The sequence below is a fragment of the Meridianimaribacter sp. CL38 genome (assembly GCF_004328055.1).
Lineage (GTDB): Bacteria > Bacteroidota > Bacteroidia > Flavobacteriales > Flavobacteriaceae > Gaetbulibacter_B > Gaetbulibacter_B jejuensis.
On record NZ_QKWS01000001.1, the window covers coordinates 219,185 to 240,570 of the forward strand.

Consider the following 21,386-nt stretch of genomic DNA (forward strand, 5'->3'; position numbering starts at 1 on the left):
AAGATAATGACACACACCTTTTCATTTAATCATATAGCGCTTTCAGTAAAAGATGTAGACGAATCTGTTCAGTTTTACCAAAACGTGCTTCAACTTAAAGAAATTGAAAATACGGCTTCTAATTCTGAAACGAGATGGCTATCATTAAATGAAGGCAAACAGCTTCATCTTATTCCTCGTCCAAATTCAGAAATAAAAATAAATAAAGCTGTACATTTTGCATTATCTACATCTAATTTAGACGCCTTAATTGATAATCTAAAGAACTTAAAAATTGAATTTTTTGATTGGAAAGACAATCCTAATACAATTTATGTACGAAAAGATGGAATCAAACAGATTTACTTTAAAGACCCAAATGGATATTGGATAGAAATTAATAATGATGTTAAATAACAAATACAATATTTTTTTTGCTCATAAAATTTCCATCAAAATTCAACGTGTTTTTGCTATCTTTTTACCGATAATGAAAAACCCTTCGAATTTTTCCGCAACGAAATCATAGCCAAAACCGTTGTAGGTAATAAAAATAAAATACGTCAACTGTCGTATTTTTTTATAGTTCATTTTGAAATAACATTGTAGCTGTAACTTACAGCTAGATGAAAAATTTTAACACCAAACTATCATTACTACTTATAGTCATTACATTAACTACCTATTCAGGTTTTGCCCAACATGTTGACTGGATTCATGCGCCTAAAAACCCTATACCTAGAGGAAGCAGTTTGCAATATCAAAACTTAAAAGGTGCTGTTTTTCAAGAAAGCATATCAGATTACTACACCAAAGATGGGCAATGGTTTCCTTATAATGCTGAATTTGAAATACGTCGTGATAACCAAGGGAGGGTTGTTTACTTCAAAGATAGATATAGCAGCTATCAATATGTATATGATAACAAAGGCAAACTGCTTGAAGAAAAACAAGATAACAATCCCTACCGAGTCTTTGAATACGATTCAAAAAATAGAGTGGTAAAAACCACTTATACCAATCCTAAACATAGTATTGGTACCATAACATACTCTTATACACAAGATGGCACCAAGTGTACCGTAAACGAAATAAGTACAAACAGGGATGGAGAAATTATAGTACGAGAAATACGCTACGAAAATGGCCTCGTAGTATATGCATACACCCAAGGATTTCCTGCCACTATATGTACGTATGAGTTTGATGCGCAAGGTAATTGGATAGTTCGCACAATACTAGATGCCGAAACCAAACAACCGCTTCGAAATAAATTTGATGGTAAAGTAGCACCTCCATCTACCAGAAGCATTATTTACCATAACGAATATGAAAAGGGTTTACAAGCTCTAACGGTACAAATGACAGACCTTACCAACGGAGCTGTTGCCAATGCACGTCTTGTTCCGAAGGTTTTTATTAATGGAAAAGAGTTTAAGAAAATGCTGTTTTCAAGATTTATAAATGATTTTGTGTTTTACGATCCCCTTTCAAAAACCTATTACATTGCTCGCAATGCCTATCTAGGTACATACAAAAAAGATCAGAAAATTCCGGTAGAAATACTAAGTACAGGTGCCGAAAATGTACTCTTGTTTAACGGTCTTAAAGTAAAAGCTCTAGAACGAGGTGACGAAGGCGAATTAAAAGACTGGAACTTTATAAACTACACCAAAGGTCTTGGCGCTTTTGTAGGCACAAATAAAACCGCAAATAAGGCCTATGCTTTTTTAAATATGCCTACGGTTACCAACGAAAAAGTAGTCGCTGTTCCTGGTACAGCGATTAACGATTTGTGGTATATTCCAGCAGAAGATAAAAAGAACGTATACCTTTTTGAAAATGGCGAGTATGTACGTGGTAAATACGCTATGGTTGGCACTTTAGGTAACACCACATCGCTTAACTTAGTGGTTTCGATAGATGGTGCTACAACCTATGTATTTCCAGAGTATGATAAGGCTCTAGAAAAGCATGTTTACAAAGCGCGTTTGTTTAACCCTTCTACCGATGTACTAAAAAGCAACACTACTACCAATAGCACACCAACTACCTCCAATACAACAAGCGCTACAACTGCTAGCAGCACTACTAACGACACCAGTAAAACCAATACTACAAAAATAACTTACCCTAAAAAAGACTATAGCAACTATGGGTTAACCTCTTTTGCTCAAGGCTATCTTGAAGCCTACAGTGTCGACCCTAGTGCTGCTGCACAACACATTACCGATTTGGGTGTAGTGTTAAAAAATCACTATCCTGAAGGCACCAAACTATTTCCTAAATTTTTAGCTGTTTTAGAAGAAATCTACTATGTAGATAATTTTATTGCTTATGAAACTTTAATAAATACCAACAAAAGTCTTTTTGACTATTGTATGGCTAATATGAAAAACCCTATTAAACAGCATTTGGTTAGAATTGCTAAAATGAAATTAAAACAAAATAATTAGCAATAAGATATACTATTTAAAACTTCACTGTAAAGTAACTTGGTTATATACCCACAAAAAACAATTAGATAAAACCTATTATTTAAGATATAACTAATAGGTTTTTATATATTTAGCTATTATAAACTAGTTGTACAATATTTTGATGAAACTAAGTGACAAAAACATAAAACTATTAGCTAAATCAATAACTGGTGATAGTTATAATATGCCATATAGAACAGGTCAAGAATTGGTTAGTTTTTTCAATGAAATTGGAGCAAATGACGAATATGGTGAAGGATTCCCTACAAGATGGAGATATGCTGAAGCAAAAATTAGAGAATTTAATAATACTTTGAAAATCAAGCATATTATTGAAAGTTTAGTTGATCCAAGAAACTATTTGGAGGAACCTGTATTTACTTGTGAAGAAGCAGTGGAAGAAGTAAATGCATATATTCAATATGATGGATTTAAATTAATTAAAAATGGAATGCTTTATAAACTAATTGATTTATCTGGAGTTTTGGTTCAAGGAAGTTCAGTAAAAAAAATTGACCAGGATTTTATCAAAGAACAAATATCAAAATGTAATTCAAAAATTGAAAATGGTGATTTTAATGGTGCCATCACAAATTCCAGAAGCTTAGCAGAAGCGGTAATGATTAATATTATTGAAGATATAGAAGGAAAGGAAATAAAAAATGATGGTAAGTTGGAGAACTTATATAAAAAAGTAAAAAAACATTTGAATTTAAAAATCGATCCTGCTACTCTACCTAAAACAGTTATTCAAATCTTATCCGGTTTGGATTCCATCGTTAGTGGACTTTCTGGTTTAAGTAATAATTCTGGTGATAGACATGCTAATAAATTTAATACAAAAGAACATCACGCCAGACTTGCTGTGAATTCAACTTTAACTTTGGTAGATTTTTTATTAGATAGTAAAAAGTATCAAAAAAAATAAAACGTCGTACAACACTTGTATAACTCATTACAGCTGTTCTAAACTTCTATATTAATCTTAATTACAACCTTTAATTAACACAAGACAGTATTTATATTCTACAAACTAATGAACAAGAGAAACTTTAAAATAGTAAGGCATTACATAATTGGTATAATATGTATGATTTGCTATTTCTTATTAGAGAACTCTGACCTAATACCTGAACTTGTTGAGTATTCTAAAAGAGGTCGCTACAAAGGGTTTGCAACCTTTTTTATTACAGGGTTATTCAAGTATGGCTTATTAGTTATTGGAGTAAGTATTATTTTAATTATGACTTTTTTACTGATTAGAAAAAAAATCTCTAAAGACAATTAAATCACAGTAAATTCAAGCTAAAACAAATAGTTTTTCGTAACTTTAAACAACTATAATTTAAATCAAATTCCATGAAAGATTTGATCAATCAAATTTTGAAAATTTCAAGTGGACTTTTGATGTTAACAATTGTAATTTCTTTTTTCTTATACAGTTTTAGCATACCAAAAACTGCTGGTTGCGGAACTAAAACACCTCAATTAATTTGTGGAACTGTTTCACTAAAATTAACTGAAAATGCGCAAATTGGAAAACAAATTTTTAATGCAAATTGTGCAGCTTGCCATAAGCTAAACAGAAATATGACTGGACCTGCATTAGCAAAAACAGACTCTACTTTACTCTGGAATTGGATGACCTTAAACAAACAAAAAATTGATAGTTCTAAAATAAGAGAATTAGGAGTTGATTATCACAGAAGCTTTTGGGCCAACTCAATAACTCAAACAGAATTAATTGGACTTTATGAATATATAAATGCTGATTGAATTATAATAAATGAATAATCCCAGAAAACTAATACTTAAAATTATAACTGCATCATGTGTCGTTTTAGCTTTATCTATTGGTGTTTTCATTTTTGTAATTAAAAAGAATGGAATTACTGAATTTGATTCCATAACTAATGATGATAAACAAGAAGTGGTTATAATAAAACAAACTTCACCTGAGTTTAAACTAGGCGAATCTATATTCATGGAGGATTGCAGAAAATGTCACGTCTCAAAAGAAATGAATCACAACTATATTGAGGGAGTCGTTGAAAATGTTGGAATTAGTTATTTAAAATTATATTTAACCAAGCAAGACTCTTTGCTAAAAGCAAAAGACAAATATGCTTTAGATTTAAAAGAAATGTGGGGAAACAATGGAACAATACATAAATTTAATTATACTGAAGACGAACTAGATGTATTGATAGAATATTTAAAATAATGCTCTTTTAGACTGGTAAAAAGACTCCCTAAAAAAACTCACTATACTGCATAACCCTAAAATCAAAAGTATTAAAATCAGGATTTTTAGCTTTTAACTGTTTATACAATGGCAATCTACTTATTGAAATATTTGCTGCTCCTGATCCAGAAGTTAAGGACACGGTTTTTATTTTTCGAGTAGCTTCAGTAGGTTTCTTCCCTTCTATCGGAATAACAAACTCGTGTATTCTTGGAACTTCGTTAGACACCACTTCCAACTTAATATTATAGTCTTTAATGTGTTTTCTAAAAAAATATTCTGGTCCATTTTTACTGTTTCCACCTGTAAACAGTAAGGTATCAATAGTTGGGTATTGCTTAATGTAGCCAATAAGATCTCGCAACACAATATTAGTCATTCCTAAATCGGAAGCATCAATTTTGTCACGTTCAGCACTTTCAACAATATCACAAACACCTATTTTATGCTGTATTAAAAAGCGTTTACGTTCTTCAATAGCATCTTGCGAATTATCGTATCGTAAATTCAAATTATGAATTTTATCAATAAACAACCACAAGCTATTGTAATAGCTACCATAACAAAAATCTACATCTTTTTCTAGCAACTCACCTGTTGAAAATCTTGGTGGTGGTAATGTGCCTACAATTAACTTTGTAGTGTCATTTTGAATAAAAGGTTGGTATGGATGTTTATGAAAAAACAACTATGCTTTGTTTAAGTAGTCTTTAACTTTATTTATGGTTGCCCTATAAATTCTTCGGTTAGGTTTGGTCATGTGTTGTGACTCTGCGTTAATATCATTTAAAATATCGTAAGCAGCATCATTTTTTTGTTGACTCAATAAAAACTCAGCCAATACCAAGCGCTCGTTGTAATGGGAATAACGTTGATTTATTACTTTCATATTGGTTTCAGCTTCATCAAATCTGTTAAGCTTTTCAAGGCATAATCCATAAGTAAATTGCGAAATGGTATTAACAAACTCTTGGTGGTCTTTTATTGTTTCAGCAATCTCAATTGCTTTTTCATACTCTTGTGCGTAGTAATAACTTTCTAAAAGCTTCTTTTTTACAAATATGTTGCTTTGCGATTTATCTTCAAGCAACTGTTCATAATGTAGACTAGCATTTGAGTAATCGGATATTTCAAAATAAGCATCAGCTAAATTTAATCTGTTTTGATAAGTATCAGAAAATTGAAGTTTGCTTTCTAAATCCCTAACTTTTTTTGTTGGGTTAATAATAGACGTAATATCACTAGCTACTTTTTCGGCATCTCTTTTATTATAAACATTACTAATTAAATAAACTGCACAACCTATTACTGGAACAAAAATGATAAGAAACACCCAGTAATATTCATTTTTATGTTTGAAAACGTGATACACACAAAAAAATTGAATAGCCAATATTAAATAGTAAACCATATAGAATTGAGAGGATTATCGATTGCTTGACTAAAGTATAAAAAATTTGTATTTTACTGTAGTAACCAATAATAATAAACATGGGAAAAGGTGATAAAAAAACACGACGCGGAAAAATACACAGAGGGTCTTCAGGTGTTAGACGCCAAAAAATAAAAAAACGTCCAACTACTGAGCAAAAAATAAATATTGATAAAAAAGCTAAGGCTTGATTATCTTATAAATACCAAGTCGTTTTTAGTAGACATGCTTTCGCTAAAGCCATAACCTTCATAGTTAAACCCTTTAAGGTCGTCAATGGTTTTGGCATTGGTATCTACAATGTATCGTGTCATATAACCTCTGGCAAGTTTAGCAAAGGTCATGATGGTTTTGTATTCGCCATTTTTTAAATCCTTAAAACTGGCAGTAATTACAGGAACCTTTAATGCTTTGGTGTCAATAGCTTTAAAATACTCGTTACTCGCTAAATTTAAGAACACCTCATCGTCTTGCAGCTCGTCATTGAGTGCTTGAGTAACTTTCTTTTTCCAGAACTCGTATAAGTTTTTGTTTTTTCCTACCGGAAATTTAGTTCCCATTTCTAAACGGTAAGGTTGAATTAAATCCAATGGTTTTAAAACACCATAGAGTCCTGAAATAATGCGAACGGTGTCTTCTAAAGTATCTAACTTACTACTTTCAATAGTGTAAGCGTCTAAGCCTCTATACACATCACCACTAAAAGCATACACAGCTTGTCTTGCATTGTCTTTGGTAAATGGCAAACTCCAGTCTTGATTACGCTCATAGTTTAATTGCCCAAGATTATCTGAGATATTCATAAGCTTTGACAAACTTTTAGCCGACTTCTTTTTAAGTAATTTATTAAGGCGTTCAGCTTCGTTTAAAAAACAAGCTTCAGTAGTTTTTGTTGTGGGAATTTTACTTTCGTAATCTAAAGATTTTGCTGGTGATAAAACGAGTTTCATAATCATTTCCTGCGAAAGCAGGAATCTCTTTAAAAGTTAAACAATAGTTCTTTTTCAAAGTTACAATTACCTAATTATAAAATCAACTTTAGATTTTATTCTTTTCAATAAAACTATTGAGAAAACTTATTACAATTCTTGATGCTTGGAGTAGTTACGCCATTTTTCAACACACTGCTGCATGTCTTCAGGAATTTCGGTATTAAAACGTAAAAACTCTCCAGTTTTAGGATGTTCAAACCCAAGTGTTTTGGCATGTAGTGCTTGTCGTGGCAATACTTTAAAACAGTTTTCCACAAACTGCTTGTATTTATTGAAGGTTGTCCCTTTTAGTATTTTTTCGCCACCATAACGTTCGTCATTAAACAGTGTATGTCCAATGTGTTTCATGTGCACTCGAATTTGGTGTGTACGTCCAGTTTCTAACTTACAAGACACTAAAGTTACATAACCTAAACGCTCAATTACTTTGTAATGAGTTACTGCTGGCTTGCCTTTATCGGCATCATCACCTTCAAAAACGGTGTTTTGCAGTCTGTTTTTTGGATGACGACCAATATTACCTTCTACAGTACCTGAATCTTCTTCTACATTTCCCCAAACCAAAGCCACATATTCGCGCTCACTGGTTTTATCAAAAAACTGCTTAGACAAATGCGTCATAGCCTCTTCAGTTTTTGCAACCACTAGAAGTCCACTAGTATCTTTATCGATACGATGCACTAATCCAGGACGATTACTAGAATTGTTTGGTAAATTATCAAAATGATAGGTTAAAGCGTTTATTAAAGTCCCTGAATAGTTACCATGACCAGGATGCACAACCATTCCTGCTGGTTTATTAACTACCAATAGCTCGTCATCTTCATAAACAATATCCAACGGAATATTCTCAGGCGTTAACAAATACTCATAAGGAGGATGCTCAAAAAGTACTCTAATTTTATCAAATGGTTTTACCTTGTAATTTTGCTTTACAGGAGTATCATTAACGTAAATACTTCCGTTTTTTGCAGCAGTTTGAATTTTATTACGTGTTGCGTTTTCAATAAAATTCATTAAATATTTATCTATACGAAGTGGTTGCTGACCTTTTTCAGCGGTAAACGAATAATGTTCGTACAACTCATCATCATTGTCGTCTATTGAAGTATCGTGATCTGCCATGTTTAGTTTGATCGGTTACCATTACCTAAAACCAAATCAATTTTTGTGGTTAGTGGTAATAAATCTCCAGCTTTAAGAGTTTCTCCTTCATATTTTACAGCAATCACCTCATCTTTACCAAGGTCGTCAACATAAGTGATTTTTCCTACTTCAAACCCTAATGCTTCTAGAGTTGGTTTGGCTTGTCTAAAAGTACGTCTTACAATATTTGGGACTGCAACCTTACGATAACCTGACGGGTTTAAAATAAGATAGATTTTTCGGTTTTCTTTAACCTGAGTTCCTGCTAAAGGATATTGCTCAATAACTGAATATTTAGGATAATTAGGATTGTAGTTAGCCGAATCCTGAATTTCCATTTGCAAGTCATTATCACCTAATTCTATTTGAACGGTTTCTAAAGTCTTACCTTTTAAATCTGGCACTTCTACAAACTCACCATGGTTGGTGTAACTTTTCAACCATTGTAATATTAAAAACGATAATACTACAAGAGCAACGATAGCCAGTGCAATTTGTTTTAAAAATGCTTTACTGGTAAGAAACTTTACTAAACTCATAAATGGAAATTAGATTATGACAAATATATAAAAACTCAAAGGTTTTTTCTTTTGCTTTAATGTGCTATTTTAGCTTAACTATTATTAGTTACGTTTTATTGTTTGTTTCGGATTATCGAGTGATTATTAATTAACAGCAATTCCTGTGAACACAGGACTTTATATGAAAAAAAATATTGCCATTATAATGGGAGGATATTCTAGCGAGTATGAAATATCCTTAAAAAGCGGTCAAGTGGTTTATGAAACTCTAGACACTTCAAAATACAACGCTTACAGAATACATATTTTTAAGCACAAATGGGTTTATGTTAATGACAATGATGTAGAATTTCCTATTGACAGAAATGACTTTTCGATTACTCTTGAAGACAAGAAAATAACTTTTGATTGTGTGTTTAATGCTATTCATGGTACTCCTGGTGAAGATGGCTATATGCAAGGATATCTTGAGCTGTTAAACATTCCGCATACTAGTTGTGGTATGTATCAAGCCGCATTAACATTTAACAAACGTGACTGTTTAAGCACCTTAAAACCTTATGGAATTAAAACCGCAACCTCCTTTTACCTCAACCAAGGAGATGCAGTTAATGAAAATGACATTATCAACAAAGTTGGTTTACCTTGTTTTGTAAAAGCCAATAAAGCTGGTAGTAGTTTTGGGATCACAAAAGTCTATAACAAAGAAGACATAAAAAACGCTCTTGATGTTGCTTTTAAAGAAGATGACGAAGTAATTATTGAATCGTTTTTAGATGGTACTGAAGTTTCGGTTGGAGTGATTACTTACAAAGGAGAAGTAACCGTTTTACCGATTACTGAAATTGTGAGCAACAATGATTTTTTTGATTACAAAGCAAAATATTTGGGTGAATCGCAAGAAATAACTCCTGCAAGATTAAGCAAAATACAAGAAGAAAAGGTAAACACTGTTGCTAAACAGGTGTATACCATTTTGAAGCTAAAAGGGTTTAGCCGAAGCGAATATATTTTTAAAGATGGAGAACCTCATCTTTTAGAAGTTAACACAGTACCTGGTTTAACTAAAGCCAGCATATTACCTCAGCAAGCTGCAACAGCAGGAATAAGCTTAAGCACTCTTTTTGAAAATGCTATTGAAGAGGCTTTGAAATAAAATCTGTAATTTTACATTATGAAACGCGCAATCTTTCCAGGGTCTTTTGACCCAATTACTTTAGGACATTACGATATTATTAAACGTGGTGTAAAGCTTTTTGATGAAGTAGTTGTAGCTATTGGTATTAATGCTGATAAAAACTATATGTTTTCTCTTGAAGAACGTAAAGCCTTTATTGAAAATGCGTTTAAAGATGAACCTAAAGTGTCTGTAGTAACTTATGAAGGTTTAACTATAGAATTCTGTAAAAAGATTGATGCTCAATTTATTTTACGTGGTTTACGTAATCCTGCTGATTTTGAGTTTGAAAAAGCAATAGCACATACCAACCGTAAACTTTCTAAAATTGAAACCGTTTTCTTGCTTACTGCTGCAAAAACATCGTTTATTTCGTCTTCAATTGTTAGAGATGTTATTCGCAATAATGGCGATTACACTGTTTTGGTTCCTGATAGTGTAAACATTAAATAAGGTTATTTTTCTTTGCTTTTTGTACCGCTTCAAGTTTATTATGCACTTGTAGCTTTTTGTAAATATTTTCAATATGCTTTCTTACAGTACCTGTTGAAAGAATTAAGTTTTCAGCAATTTGCACGTAATTTAATCCTTTGCTCAAGTGCTCTAACACTTCAGTCTCTCTTGCAGTAAGTTTAATATCTTCTTTATCCTTTTCGTTTTCAATACTCATAGGATTTCGAAGTAATTTCAAGGTTTTTAATGCTATTGAAGGATTCATAGCTGCACCTCCATTTAATGTTTCAAGAATACCACTATGTAAATCTTTGGCATTAATTTCTTTAAGCAAATAGCCATCAGCTCCTGCTTTTATAGCATTGAAAATGTTTTCATCATTATCAAAAACAGTAAGCATAATAATTTTTATGTGCGGAAATTTTTGCTTGACTATTTCAGTAGTTTCAATACCATTAAGCACTGGCATTTCAATATCCATAAGGATTAAATCAAGATTGTGATTGCTTTCCAATTTAGACAATAAATCAGAACCATTCATTGCTGAAAATTTAAAACTCAAGTCCTCAAAAAAAGACAGCTTTTCTTTTACTGCATTTATTAAAAATGTGTTGTCGTCAACTATGGCTATTTTAATGTTCATTGGCTGGTATTTTTATAAAAATAGTAAACGTATTGAATTTCACCTATACGATACATGACGTATATTACATTTGTAACTTAACTGTTGTTCCGTTACCTTCAATAGAAGTTACTGTTAACTCTCCATCAATTTCGTGAGCGCGTTTTTTCATATTATTGAGTCCATTACCAAGTTCAACTTTTTGAGCATCAAACCCTTTTCCGTTATCAAAAACTTGAACTAAAAGTTTATCATCTACCTGATTTACCTCAACCGTTATTTTAGTCGCTTCAGCATATTTTATAGCATTATTAACTGACTCTTGAATGATACGATAAATGTTCATTCCCTCAACAGAAGTAAACTGTAAGTCATCATTAATCTGTTCTCCTTTTTTGAAATTGAATTCAATACCTTCTGAAGCAATATGCGCTTTATCAATAAAATTTGAAATTCTAGATTGTAAGTCTTCAATAGATATTTCATTTTTATTCATTGCCCAAATGGTATCTCGTAACTCATAAATGGTTGATGAGGTAAATGTGCTTATACTTTTAAGCTTATCGCCTAATTTTTCTGGGAGTTTAAATCCGTATTTTAAATTATCTAAAGATGAAATGATAAACGTTAATTGCGCTCCAATGTTATCATGTAAATCTCTTGAAATTCGTAGTCTTTGGTCTTGAAGCTTACTTTGAGTTTCAATTTTTGCCAAAGCATCTTTAAGCTGATTTTCGCGAAGCAACTGTCGGTTTTTTATCTTTTGTTGACTATACACTAAGTAACCCAAAAGCGATAGTACAATTGCCAATGCCAATAAACCTAAAATGTAGTTGTTCTTTTTACTTAAATCGAGTTCTTTTTCGGCTAAATCAGCACGTTGCGACAAGATTTCTTTTTCTTTCTTTTCTGTTTGATATTGAATTTCCAATTCGGCAACCTTACCATTGGTTTCAATATTTAAAATACTGTCTCTAAACAAAGTGAAGCTTTTGTAGTACTCTAAGGCTTTTTGAGGTTGATTTTTAGCTTCATAATATTGAGAGTAATTGTGTAACGCTGTTTCTATATCTGTAGCCGATTTTGCTTTTCTGGTATAATAGTAACCACTATCTAGATACACTTTAGCTTCTTCCAAACGATTGTTTTCAATCAGTACATCAGCAATATTATTGTAAGTAGCACCAATTCCAGTTTGGTTTCCTATAGCTCGCTCTGCCTTTACTGATTTATTAAAATAGAATAAAGCAGAGTCTATTTCTTCTAAATAATAATATACTGCTCCAACATTGTTGGTGGATTCCGCAATTCCTTTTTGACTGTTCAAGTCTTCTTCAAGCTTTAAGGAGGCTTTAAAATAATCAAGTGATTTTAGCAAGTCACCATCATTAGCATAAATAATAGCAATACTATTGTAGACTTCAGACATTCCTTTTTTATTGTCTTCAGCCTCAAAAATATCTTTGGCTTTAAGATGATTTTCAATAGCTTGTTGGTTCATTCCAAGGTAGCTATATACTGTTCCAATATTGTTTGTTACAGTTGCTCTATACGAATCCATACCTTTTGAATCGTAAATTTTAAGGGCTTCCAGGTAAGCCGCTAAAGCATCTTCATACAATCCTAAATTACGATTACACGCACCAACATTATTATAGGCTGAAGCAATGATTATAGAATCTGTTGAAGTTTCCAAAGCAGCAGTTGACAGCGATTTAGCTTCAGTAAATAGTCCTAAATCTCGTTTTACAATTCCTAAGTTGTTTTTGCTTAGTGCAATGTTGTTAACTACTTTATTTTTTTCAGAAATTGTCAATGCTTTTTCCAATAACTCAATTGATTTTTGAGGATTGGTTTTATACATATCCATTGCAGAGTCATTAAGTACTGCTACATTGTTTTGAGAAAAACCAATAGAGAAATAAAGAATACCAAAAACTGTCAGCCAAAATGTTTTCATATTAAAAAGTAGTTGGTTGATTTGTTTAAAGTTAGAAATTAATTTGGGAACGTAAGTGATATTGTTGTGCCTTCATTTAATTTAGAATCAATTGAAAATTCACCTCCTAAATCATTGACACGTTTTTTCATGTTTGTTAAACCGTTTCCTTTTTCGATAGTGTTGAGATCAAAACCTTTTCCGTTATCAATTATTGATAGTTTGTAGTTCTTAGGTTTGTCTATACTAATTTCAATTTTAGTTGCCTTAGCATGTTTTATCGCATTATGTACAGCTTCTTGAACAACTCTATGGATTCCTATTCCTGTTACCGAAGAAAACGACTTTTCAATATCAACTTTATTAGAAACATTAATATTGAACTCTATTTCCTGCGACGCAAATCTTGCTTTATCCTTGTAATTTGTAATTCGTAAAATAAGGTCTTCAATTGTTATCTCTTCCTTATTCATTGCCCAAATAGTATCGCGCAACTCATAGATGGTTTCTGAGGTGAAATTGCTAATGCTTTCTAGTCGTTTGTTTAGGGTTTCATCTTTAATATCAAAACCATACTTAAGATTGTCTATAGAAGAAATTATAAAGGTAAGCTGCGCACCAATATTATCATGCAAATCTCTTGAAATTCTCAAGCGTTGTTCTTGTAGCTTATTTTGAGTTTCAATTTTTATCAACGCATCTTTGAGTTCATTTTCTTTTTTTAGCTGCTTGTTTTTAAGTTTTTGCTGATTGAAAAATAAGTATCCTATCAACCCTAAAACTATTGCTAAGCAAACCACTCCATAAAGTTGATAGTTTTGTTTTTGAATAGTTAGTTTATGCTCAGCAAGTTCAGCACGTTGTATCAGTATTTCTTTTTCCTTTTTTTCGGTGTCATATTTCACTTCAAGATCAGCAATAGCTTGCGCATTCTTTTCAGAAAAAATAGAGTCTTTTAAAATTCTAAATTTATGAGTGTGCTCTCGTGCTTTTTTAAAATTTCGAAGCATGTAATAACTCTCTGCTGTATTTAAGTTAAGATCTCCTGAATTGGCTTTTATTTGAGGATATTTCTGAATCAGTTTAAATCCTTTTTCAGCATAACCCAAAGCGGTTTGTGGTTCATTAATTTCATTATACAACGCTGTTAAATTGGAGTATGTTGATAATTCAGACGCTTCATCAGACTCAAAACCTTCAGGCTTATCCAAAGCTTGTAAATAGGTTTTGATAGCCAAATCATAGTTATTATTTTCATTATAGGCATTTGCAAGGTTATCTAACAACCTGTAATACTCTATAAGGTTATTAGTGCGTTTAGCTATTACTAACCCTTTTTTATATGTCATTATAGCTTCATCAATGCGTCCTAAATCTTTTAGGTTGATGCCAATGTTATTTAATGACGTAATCTGGTCATTCTCTAAGTTATGCTCTTCTCGAATTTTTAACGCCTTTTCATGATAACTCAATGCCTTTTCATTAAGATTCATTTCTTGATATATAAGACCTATATTGTTAAGGTATGTATGACTTTGTTTTTCATCGCCAATGACATCATTCATTCTTAAAGCATCAAAAAAGAACCTCAATGCGTCATCATATTCGCTTCTGTTCCAATGAAACATTCCTAAATTATTAATGCACATGACTTCAATATTTTTGAAGTTGTGTTCATGACTTAAATCTAACGCTTTAGTGAAGTAGTATTTAGCTGAATCGGACTTACCAGTGACATCCATATAGATACCATGTGTATTTGTTAATTCGGCTAAACCAAAATTAAACCCACTCTCTTTGGCTTGCGTTTTCCCTTCTGTAATGACTTGAAGTGCTTTATCTGAATCGTTGAATATATAACTGAATCCAATCTTATTAAACGTCCTGATTCTTACTGAATCATTCTTTATTTCTTTAGCAGCTGTAAGTAAGCTATCTAAGTTTTGCGAATAGGTATAAGATGATTGAAATATGAATAGAAGTGTGACTAAAAGTATCCTCATTTTTGGCAATAAAAAAAGCATCAGAAAATACCTGTCCTTACCAGATAATATAACTGACGCCTTTTTAAAAAATTGATTAATAGCATTACGAATATATAACATATTGAAGTTCATCATCTTTTTTTTCGATAAGAAGCAATTAAAAAAGATTAAGCGTAATCCTACAAAAATTACGCTCAATCAGGAAATCTCAACAACAAGATTTAATTATTAAGATTGTAAGCATAAATCGTTTTATCATTGGCTTTATAGAAAAGAAACCCTCCAAATTCATCTACTTCATACTCAGGTTTTTTGTCGTTTAAAACAATTTCTTTATCTGTATTACCAGTGTCTTTATTTACTTTAACTAACCCAACACCATTATCTAATTTAGTTAAAATAAACTGTGCATTTTCGGTGGCTGCAGTTGATTTAAATCTAGTAGATAAATAGTCAAAAGAAGCTCCTGCTATTCCTGCAAACATATCGGCAGCTCTTTTAGCATCTTTACCATAATCGTTATAGCTATCAAGGTCATTTACACTACCAAAAGCACTTCTATTAGCACCAGCTTTCATACTCATAGAAACTGTCATTGCTGTAGATGCTACTGCTGTAATACCTCCTACAATTTTACCAAAAGTGCTTCTTCCTGGTGATTTATGGTAAGTGTGATAATTTTCATTTCCGTCAAATGCTAAAGAGGTCATATTTTGACTTGATGACAAAAAGATACCAGTATCTCTTATTTCCATATGATTAGGATCTTCTTTTTCTTCAAAATCACATTTAGCAAGATCACTAACTTCACCTGAATTTGCATCAACAGCCATGATTTTTCCATCAGCAGCAATTAAATATCTATCATTTTTAGCGTCAAATGTTGATGCTACTGAAGCTGCTCTTTTATATTTTAACGGCTTACCCCAAACCTCTTCTCCTGTTTCTAAATTCACAATATTAGCGTCTTCACCTGTAATATATAGTAACCCTTGTGGTGTGTGTGCCATTACCATAATATTTTCTCCTGTTTTAAGAGGCTTTTTGAAAAGGGGTTTGCCGTCAAATGAAATTTTATTGATACCTCCTGATTCTATTCCGAATAAAATACCATCTTCCATTATGTAAAAATGCTGAACGTATCCTTTTGTTTTTGGTGCTTTATCCCATAAATCTTCTCCTGTAGCTGCACTAAACATGGTTATTTTTGATTCTGATTTTGCACCTAAAGCTCCTGTGCCTCCTGCAACATCACTAACTACAGCTAAACCTTGAGGTAGAATTTCAAAGTTTGTAACAATACCTTTTACTTTTCTATCGTCTTCCCAAAGTTCAGCTCCATTACTTCCAATTTTATGGATTCTGGTGTTTTTTCCATTTGTAGTAGTTTCAAAACCATAAATTTCTTTTTCAGTTTCATCGGCAACCATCCAGTTAACACCTTTTATTTTAGTTTGCCATAAATCTTCACCTGAATGCGATTTAGCAATAAGTCCTTGAGCTGTTGGTATAATTAAAGAGTTCTTTAAGAGCAAAGGCGTTCCTGTAACGCTAAAGTCTTTTGCAATTCCTACTCTACCTGGTTTATCCAAAAAGAAACTATAGTCTAGCTTAGAAGTGTTAAGATCGTATACTGCTACTTTAGGAGTCATTTTTTCAAACTTATCGCCTATTTTCTGAATACCACTAACTACTAACTTGTTTTGTGGCAACATAACATTACAAGTATAAATTTGATTCCAGCTATCATCATCTGAATTGAAAATCACTTTACCTTGAACATAATCTATCACTGCTCTTTTGGTTTTAGACAACCCAGCAAAACCTGAAGTCGCTCCTTGAGATACGACTATATATGGTGAACCTGGAATAAAATCAGTCTCTTCTGGTTTTAGTTTTCCAAAATTATTAAAGGTAAAAACTGGTTGGCTTTCTGTTGGTTTTATCCCTACTAAACCATCATTTGTTGCCACTACCAATACACCTCCAATAGTCAATGTCATTTCATTAATCTTAGCTCCTAAGTCATAACTTTGACTTGGTGCTTCTGCTTTTTGCGCATTAGCAAAGGTTACACTAACTAATAGTGCAACCAATACTAAGCTCTTAAATTGAATTAATAGCGTTTTCATAACTAAAACAATTACTGTACTTGCTTATTTAAATTAAAAGCACCATCTGAAATCATTTTTACAGATTGGTCTCCATTAACATTCTTACCTGAGAATTCGAATGTTCCAATTATTTTAGTTTCAGTTTCTTCAGAAACAGACAGTGTTCCCGCAAGCGTATCATCATAAGGTGCTTGCCAAAGCTCTGTTGTTGAGTTCTGTGGATTGTTTAAGTCTACATCAGTTTCAGAATATGAAGCAGTATTAAAAACTGTAGTAGCACCTGTAAATTCATAAGTTCCTACACCTTCATATCCCCAAATTGAAAATGAAAATGCTTTACCATCACTATTAGTTGCTATAATAATAAGGTTATTACCATTATTTGCAACAGTTGCAGAAGAAGAAATTTCTAAAGACTGCCAAGAACTACCATCTATTTTTGCTGATAAAGTTCCTGATGCAGCTCCACCACCACTTCCGCCATCGTCATCACTTGAACATGAAGTTAATCCTACCATGGCTGTTACCATGATTAATAACATAAATTTTCTTAAATCTTTCATTGTTGAATATTTTTAATTAATAACTGATTCAAAAATGCAACTTTAAGAAACTGAAAGAAATACGTAATATGTCGTATTTTTAAAATACGATATGCGAAAAAGACTGCTGCAACTGGTTTTGCTTGTCTTTTAATGATTGAAGAAATGCCTTATGGCTATTAGAGTTTGGATTAAACGGTCTATGCTGAAGTCCTTTTTGTATCACATCAACCTCGTTTAATGTTTTATGAGCCTTTTCTGAAATCCAAACCTGTTTGAATTTTTCCCAAATGTAATTTACTGCTATATCATTTGGATGTAACATATCGGCTTTATAAAAACGATAGTCGCGAAGCTCGTCCAGCATAATTTCATACGAAGGGAAATAATACTGCTGCTTTCTTGGTTCAACAACTTGATGAATAGCCGCAACTAAATGCGCTTTGCTTTGTGTATTCTCTACAAAACCATCTTTAATATGTCGCACAGGAGATACTGTAAAAATTACAGACGCTTTAGGATTAACGCTTTTTATTAAAGCCACTATAGCTTGTAATGATTCTGAAATTTCATCAACCGTTAGCAGCTCTTTTGTAAATTGTTTTTGTGGTACTTTATGGCAATTGGCAACAACAACATCTGATGCTGTATATCTATAAACCCAAGCAGTTCCTAATGTAACAATAACATGCGTTACTTGGTGTATTTGCTGATTTGTTGATTTAATAGCATTGTTCAATGCATGCAACAAATCATCTTTATTATCACTACTTAACTTGGAATGCGCTTCATAACAATGCCATTGTTCATTATAAAAAAAGATATCTTCTTCGGTGTACGTTTTAGAATTAATCGCATTAGCAACCAAACGTTCAATGGCTAGCGGATGAAATAAAATACCAAATGGATTTTGAAAATTCTGAAGCTTAAAATAGTTAAACTTCTCTCCTATATTTTCAACAAAACAAGACCCAAACAGCGCTATTTTAGAATGATAATCTATTTGATTATGCAGCTCTGATTGTAACGGTATTTGGGTTTGTAGTTTCATAATGAATTCTGCTTAAAAACAGAATGATAATTTATGCTATATAACTTTTCACTGCTTCCAAAGCGTCTTTTATACCACTAGGATTTTTTCCTCCTGCAGTTGCAAAAAACGGTTGTCCGCCTCCACCACCTTGGATGTGTTTCCCTAATTCTCTAACAATTTGTCCTGCATTTAAGCTTTTTTCAGCAACCAATTCTTTTGAGATATAACAAGACAATAATGCCTTACCATCGTTTTCAGCACCAAAAAGTAGAAATAGGTTATCATATTGACTTCCTAACTCAAAGCATAAATCTTTTATTCCTGCTGCATCTAAATCAACTTGTTTTGCTAGAAATGTGATGCCATTAACTTCGGTCAATTCATTTTTAAGCTCACCTTTTAGGTTTTTAGCTTTATCTTTTAAAAGCTGCTCTATTTGTTTTTTTAGGTTTGTATTTTCCTCTTGAAGATTCTGTAATGCTTTTACTGGTTCTTTAGCATTATTAAGTAAATCTTTCATTTCAAAATACGCACGATTGTTTTCAAAATAGAAATCTTTTACAGCATCGTTTGTGATAGCTTCAATACGACGAATTCCAGCAGCAACTGCGCCTTCAGATACAATTTTAAAATGCCAAATATCTGCAGTGTTTTTTACGTGAGTTCCACCACAAAGCTCTATAGATTTACCGAATTTTATAGTACGTACAGTATCGCCATATTTTTCTCCAAACAATGCCATTGCACCTTCATCAATAGCTTGTTGCATTGGAATATTACGTTGTTCTTGCAATGGTAATTTACCTTCAATTCTAGCATTTACAAAGTTTTCTACATCACGCAATTCATCAACGGTTAGTTTAGAAAAGTGCGAAAAATCAAAACGTAAATACTTACTATGTACTGCACTTCCTTTTTGCTCAACATGCGTTCCTAAAATCTCGCGTAATGCCTGATGTAATAAGTGTGTTGCAGTATGGTTACATTCCGTTCTGTAACGTTGTTTTGCATCTACAGTTGCTTTAAAAGTGCCTTGTACATTTTTAGGAAGACTCTTTGCAAAGTGAATAATAACATTGTTTTCTTTTTTGGTATCAACAATATATACAACATCACCAGAAGCATCTTCTAAATAGCCTTTATCGCCAACTTGTCCACCTCCTTCAGCATAAAACGGTGTTAAATTAAACACCAACTGGTACATTTCACCATCCTTTTTTGAGGTTACTTTTCGGTATTTGGTAAGCTTAACATTAGCTTCAGTAACATCATAACCAATAAACTCTTGCTCGTCATCTTCAAGAACAATTGTCCAATCGTCTGATTTTAATTGAGAAGCTTGCTTACCACGTTCTTGTTGTTCTTTTAGTTTTTTATCAAACTCTTCGTGGTTATAGGTAAATCCGTTTTCACGAAGAATTAAATCGGTTAAATCTTCTGGAAAACCATAAGTATCTTTAAGTTCGAAAACTTTATTTCCTGAAATTTCTTTGGTGTTAGAATGTGTTATAATTCTATCAAGTAATAATAACCCTTGATCTAATGTTCTTAAGAAAGAAGCTTCTTCTTCTTTTATAACATTTTCAATAAGTTGTCTTTGCTCTTTTAATTCAGGGAAAGCTTCTCCCATTTTTTTGATAAGCACATCCACCAAACGATAAATAAACGGCTCTTTTTGGTCTAAAAACGTAAATCCGTAACGAATAGCACGACGTAAAATTCTACGAATTACATAACCAGCTCCAGTATTACTTGGTAATTGTCCGTCTGCAATAGAGAATGCAACCGCACGAACATGGTCAGAGATAACTCTAATAGCAACATCTATCTTATCGTTTTTACCGTAATCTTTATCTGCAATGGTTTCAATTTCACGAATTATCGGTGTAAAAACATCAGTATCATAGTTACTTTGCACATTTTGTAATACCATACACAAACGCTCAAAGCCCATTCCGGTATCTATATGTTTGTTTGGTAAGTTTTCTAGAGAACCATTAGCTTTACGATTGTATTGCATAAAAACCAGATTCCATATCTCCACCACTTGCGGATGATCCATATTCACCAAATCCTTACCAGAAACCTTCGCTTTTTCTTCGGCAGAACGAATATCAACATGAATCTCACTACAAGGACCACAAGGACCTTGATCTCCCATTTCCCAGAAATTATCTTTTTTATTGCCTTTTAAAATTCGGTCTTCTGCAATATACTGCTTCCAAATATCGTAAGCTTCAGTATCTAATGGTGTACCATCTTCTTCGTCACCTTCAAAAACGGTTACATATAAAATGTCTTTGTCTATTTTATAAACCTCTGTCAATAATTCCCAAGCCCAAGCAATCGCTTCTTTTTTAAAGTAATCACCAAAACTCCAGTTACCCAACATTTCAAACAATGTATGATGATAAGTATCATAACCAACCTCTTCTAAATCGTTGTGCTTTCCAGAAACACGCAAGCATTTTTGAGTATCAGCAATTCTATTGCTTTTTGGTGTGGCATTACCTAAAAAATATTCTTTAAAAGGTGCCATTCCAGAGTTGACAAACATTAAAGTTGGATCATCTTTTAACACCATTGGTGCAGATGGTACAATAGTATGTTTTTTATCTTCAAAAAACTTTAGAAATTTTGAGCGTATCTCTTGAGACTTCATGTATGTTTAATTCTCGTTCTTGTTAAAATTATATTAATTGCGAAACAATTTTTATCTTTGGTCG

21 protein-coding genes are annotated in these 21,386 nt (G+C 32.4%); 9 read left to right on the plus strand and 12 right to left on the minus strand.

Annotation, left to right across the window (positions count from 1 at the left end):
* Positions 1-6 precede the first annotated feature (6 nt).
* The 6 genes from DMZ43_RS01080 to DMZ43_RS01105 all read left to right on the plus strand — a co-directional run bounded on the left by DMZ43_RS01080 (position 7) and on the right by DMZ43_RS01105 (position 4,683).
* Positions 7-396, plus strand: coding sequence for a VOC family protein (locus DMZ43_RS01080; RefSeq protein ID WP_131505854.1), 390 nt, complete (start codon positions 7-9; stop codon positions 394-396).
* Between the two features lie 209 nt (positions 397-605).
* On the plus strand, positions 606-2,435 hold the full coding sequence (locus tag DMZ43_RS01085) for a hypothetical protein (RefSeq protein WP_131505855.1): 1,830 nt from the start codon (positions 606-608) through the stop codon (positions 2,433-2,435).
* A 145-nt stretch (positions 2,436-2,580) separates the two neighbouring features.
* On the plus strand, positions 2,581-3,387 hold the full coding sequence (locus DMZ43_RS01090) for an abortive infection family protein (RefSeq protein WP_131505856.1): 807 nt from the start codon (positions 2,581-2,583) through the stop codon (positions 3,385-3,387).
* A 108-nt stretch (positions 3,388-3,495) separates the two neighbouring features.
* The gene (locus DMZ43_RS01095; RefSeq protein ID WP_131505857.1) at positions 3,496-3,747 is read left to right on the plus strand and encodes a hypothetical protein; all 252 of its coding nucleotides are present in this window, start codon (positions 3,496-3,498) and stop codon (positions 3,745-3,747) included.
* A 71-nt stretch (positions 3,748-3,818) separates the two neighbouring features.
* Entirely contained in the window at positions 3,819-4,235 is a 417-nt protein-coding gene (locus DMZ43_RS14820) for a c-type cytochrome (protein WP_161566719.1), read from the plus strand.
* Between the two features lie 10 nt (positions 4,236-4,245).
* On the plus strand, positions 4,246-4,683 hold the full coding sequence (locus DMZ43_RS01105; protein ID WP_131505858.1) for a c-type cytochrome: 438 nt from the start codon (positions 4,246-4,248) through the stop codon (positions 4,681-4,683).
* Between the two features lie 28 nt (positions 4,684-4,711).
* On the opposite strand, the gene DMZ43_RS01110 is transcribed toward DMZ43_RS01105, so the two are convergent.
* Together DMZ43_RS01110 and DMZ43_RS01115 are read right to left on the minus strand one after the other, a co-directional pair.
* Positions 4,712-5,392: a uracil-DNA glycosylase family protein gene (locus DMZ43_RS01110; RefSeq protein WP_131505859.1), complete on the minus strand. Its 681-nt coding sequence runs from the start codon at positions 5,390-5,392 to the stop codon at positions 4,712-4,714.
* Positions 5,393-6,076 carry a hypothetical protein gene (locus DMZ43_RS01115; RefSeq protein ID WP_131505860.1) on the minus strand — a complete coding sequence of 228 codons (684 nt, stop codon included), beginning with the start codon at positions 6,074-6,076 and terminating at the stop codon, positions 5,393-5,395.
* Positions 6,077-6,195: 119 nt separating this feature from the next.
* On the opposite strand from DMZ43_RS01115, the gene DMZ43_RS01120 reads away from it, so the two are divergent.
* Complete coding sequence (locus tag DMZ43_RS01120) at positions 6,196-6,327, plus strand: 30S ribosomal protein THX (protein ID WP_129759151.1); 132 nt, start codon at positions 6,196-6,198, stop codon at positions 6,325-6,327.
* Here the strand turns inward: DMZ43_RS01120 and yaaA are convergent, their stop codons facing one another.
* The 3 genes from yaaA to DMZ43_RS01135 form a co-directional block, all read right to left on the minus strand.
* Entirely contained in the window at positions 6,328-7,086 is a 759-nt protein-coding gene (gene yaaA, locus DMZ43_RS01125) for a peroxide stress protein YaaA (protein ID WP_131505861.1), read from the minus strand. It lies immediately after the preceding gene.
* Between the two features lie 129 nt (positions 7,087-7,215).
* Positions 7,216-8,253 (minus strand): RluA family pseudouridine synthase, encoded by a 1,038-nt coding sequence (locus DMZ43_RS01130; protein WP_131505862.1) that lies wholly within the window; start codon positions 8,251-8,253, stop codon positions 7,216-7,218.
* A gap of 2 nt (positions 8,254-8,255) precedes the next feature.
* Entirely contained in the window at positions 8,256-8,813 is a 558-nt protein-coding gene (locus tag DMZ43_RS01135; protein ID WP_129759155.1) for a PASTA domain-containing protein, read from the minus strand.
* A 163-nt stretch (positions 8,814-8,976) separates the two neighbouring features.
* On the opposite strand from DMZ43_RS01135, the gene DMZ43_RS01140 reads away from it, so the two are divergent.
* Both DMZ43_RS01140 and coaD read left to right on the plus strand, forming a co-directional pair.
* On the plus strand, positions 8,977-9,951 hold the full coding sequence (locus DMZ43_RS01140) for a D-alanine--D-alanine ligase (RefSeq protein ID WP_131505863.1): 975 nt from the start codon (positions 8,977-8,979) through the stop codon (positions 9,949-9,951).
* An 18-nt stretch (positions 9,952-9,969) separates the two neighbouring features.
* Positions 9,970-10,425 carry a pantetheine-phosphate adenylyltransferase gene (gene coaD, locus DMZ43_RS01145; RefSeq protein ID WP_129759157.1) on the plus strand — a complete coding sequence of 152 codons (456 nt, stop codon included), beginning with the start codon at positions 9,970-9,972 and terminating at the stop codon, positions 10,423-10,425.
* On the opposite strand, the gene DMZ43_RS01150 is transcribed toward coaD, so the two are convergent.
* The 7 genes from DMZ43_RS01150 to alaS all read right to left on the minus strand — a co-directional run bounded on the left by DMZ43_RS01150 (position 10,418) and on the right by alaS (position 21,322).
* On the minus strand, positions 10,418-11,068 hold the full coding sequence (locus DMZ43_RS01150) for a response regulator transcription factor (protein WP_131505864.1): 651 nt from the start codon (positions 11,066-11,068) through the stop codon (positions 10,418-10,420). The two genes, coaD and DMZ43_RS01150, sit on opposite strands and share 8 nt — an antisense overlap.
* 64 nt (positions 11,069-11,132) lie before the next feature.
* Positions 11,133-13,007 (minus strand): sensor histidine kinase, encoded by a 1,875-nt coding sequence (locus DMZ43_RS01155; RefSeq protein ID WP_131505865.1) that lies wholly within the window; start codon positions 13,005-13,007, stop codon positions 11,133-11,135.
* A gap of 38 nt (positions 13,008-13,045) precedes the next feature.
* Positions 13,046-14,989 (minus strand): sensor histidine kinase, encoded by a 1,944-nt coding sequence (locus DMZ43_RS01160; protein WP_161566720.1) that lies wholly within the window; start codon positions 14,987-14,989, stop codon positions 13,046-13,048.
* Positions 14,990-15,192: 203 nt separating this feature from the next.
* The gene (locus DMZ43_RS01165; RefSeq protein WP_131505867.1) at positions 15,193-17,103 is read right to left on the minus strand and encodes a PQQ-binding-like beta-propeller repeat protein; all 1,911 of its coding nucleotides are present in this window, start codon (positions 17,101-17,103) and stop codon (positions 15,193-15,195) included.
* An 11-nt stretch (positions 17,104-17,114) separates the two neighbouring features.
* Positions 17,115-17,648 carry a DUF6252 family protein gene (locus tag DMZ43_RS01170; RefSeq protein ID WP_131505868.1) on the minus strand — a complete coding sequence of 178 codons (534 nt, stop codon included), beginning with the start codon at positions 17,646-17,648 and terminating at the stop codon, positions 17,115-17,117.
* Positions 17,649-17,727: 79 nt separating this feature from the next.
* Positions 17,728-18,678 carry a GSCFA domain-containing protein gene (locus tag DMZ43_RS01175; protein ID WP_131505869.1) on the minus strand — a complete coding sequence of 317 codons (951 nt, stop codon included), beginning with the start codon at positions 18,676-18,678 and terminating at the stop codon, positions 17,728-17,730.
* 31 nt (positions 18,679-18,709) lie between these two features.
* Positions 18,710-21,322, minus strand: coding sequence for an alanine--tRNA ligase (alaS, locus tag DMZ43_RS01180; protein ID WP_131505870.1), 2,613 nt, complete (start codon positions 21,320-21,322; stop codon positions 18,710-18,712).
* Positions 21,323-21,386: the final 64 nt, after the last annotated feature.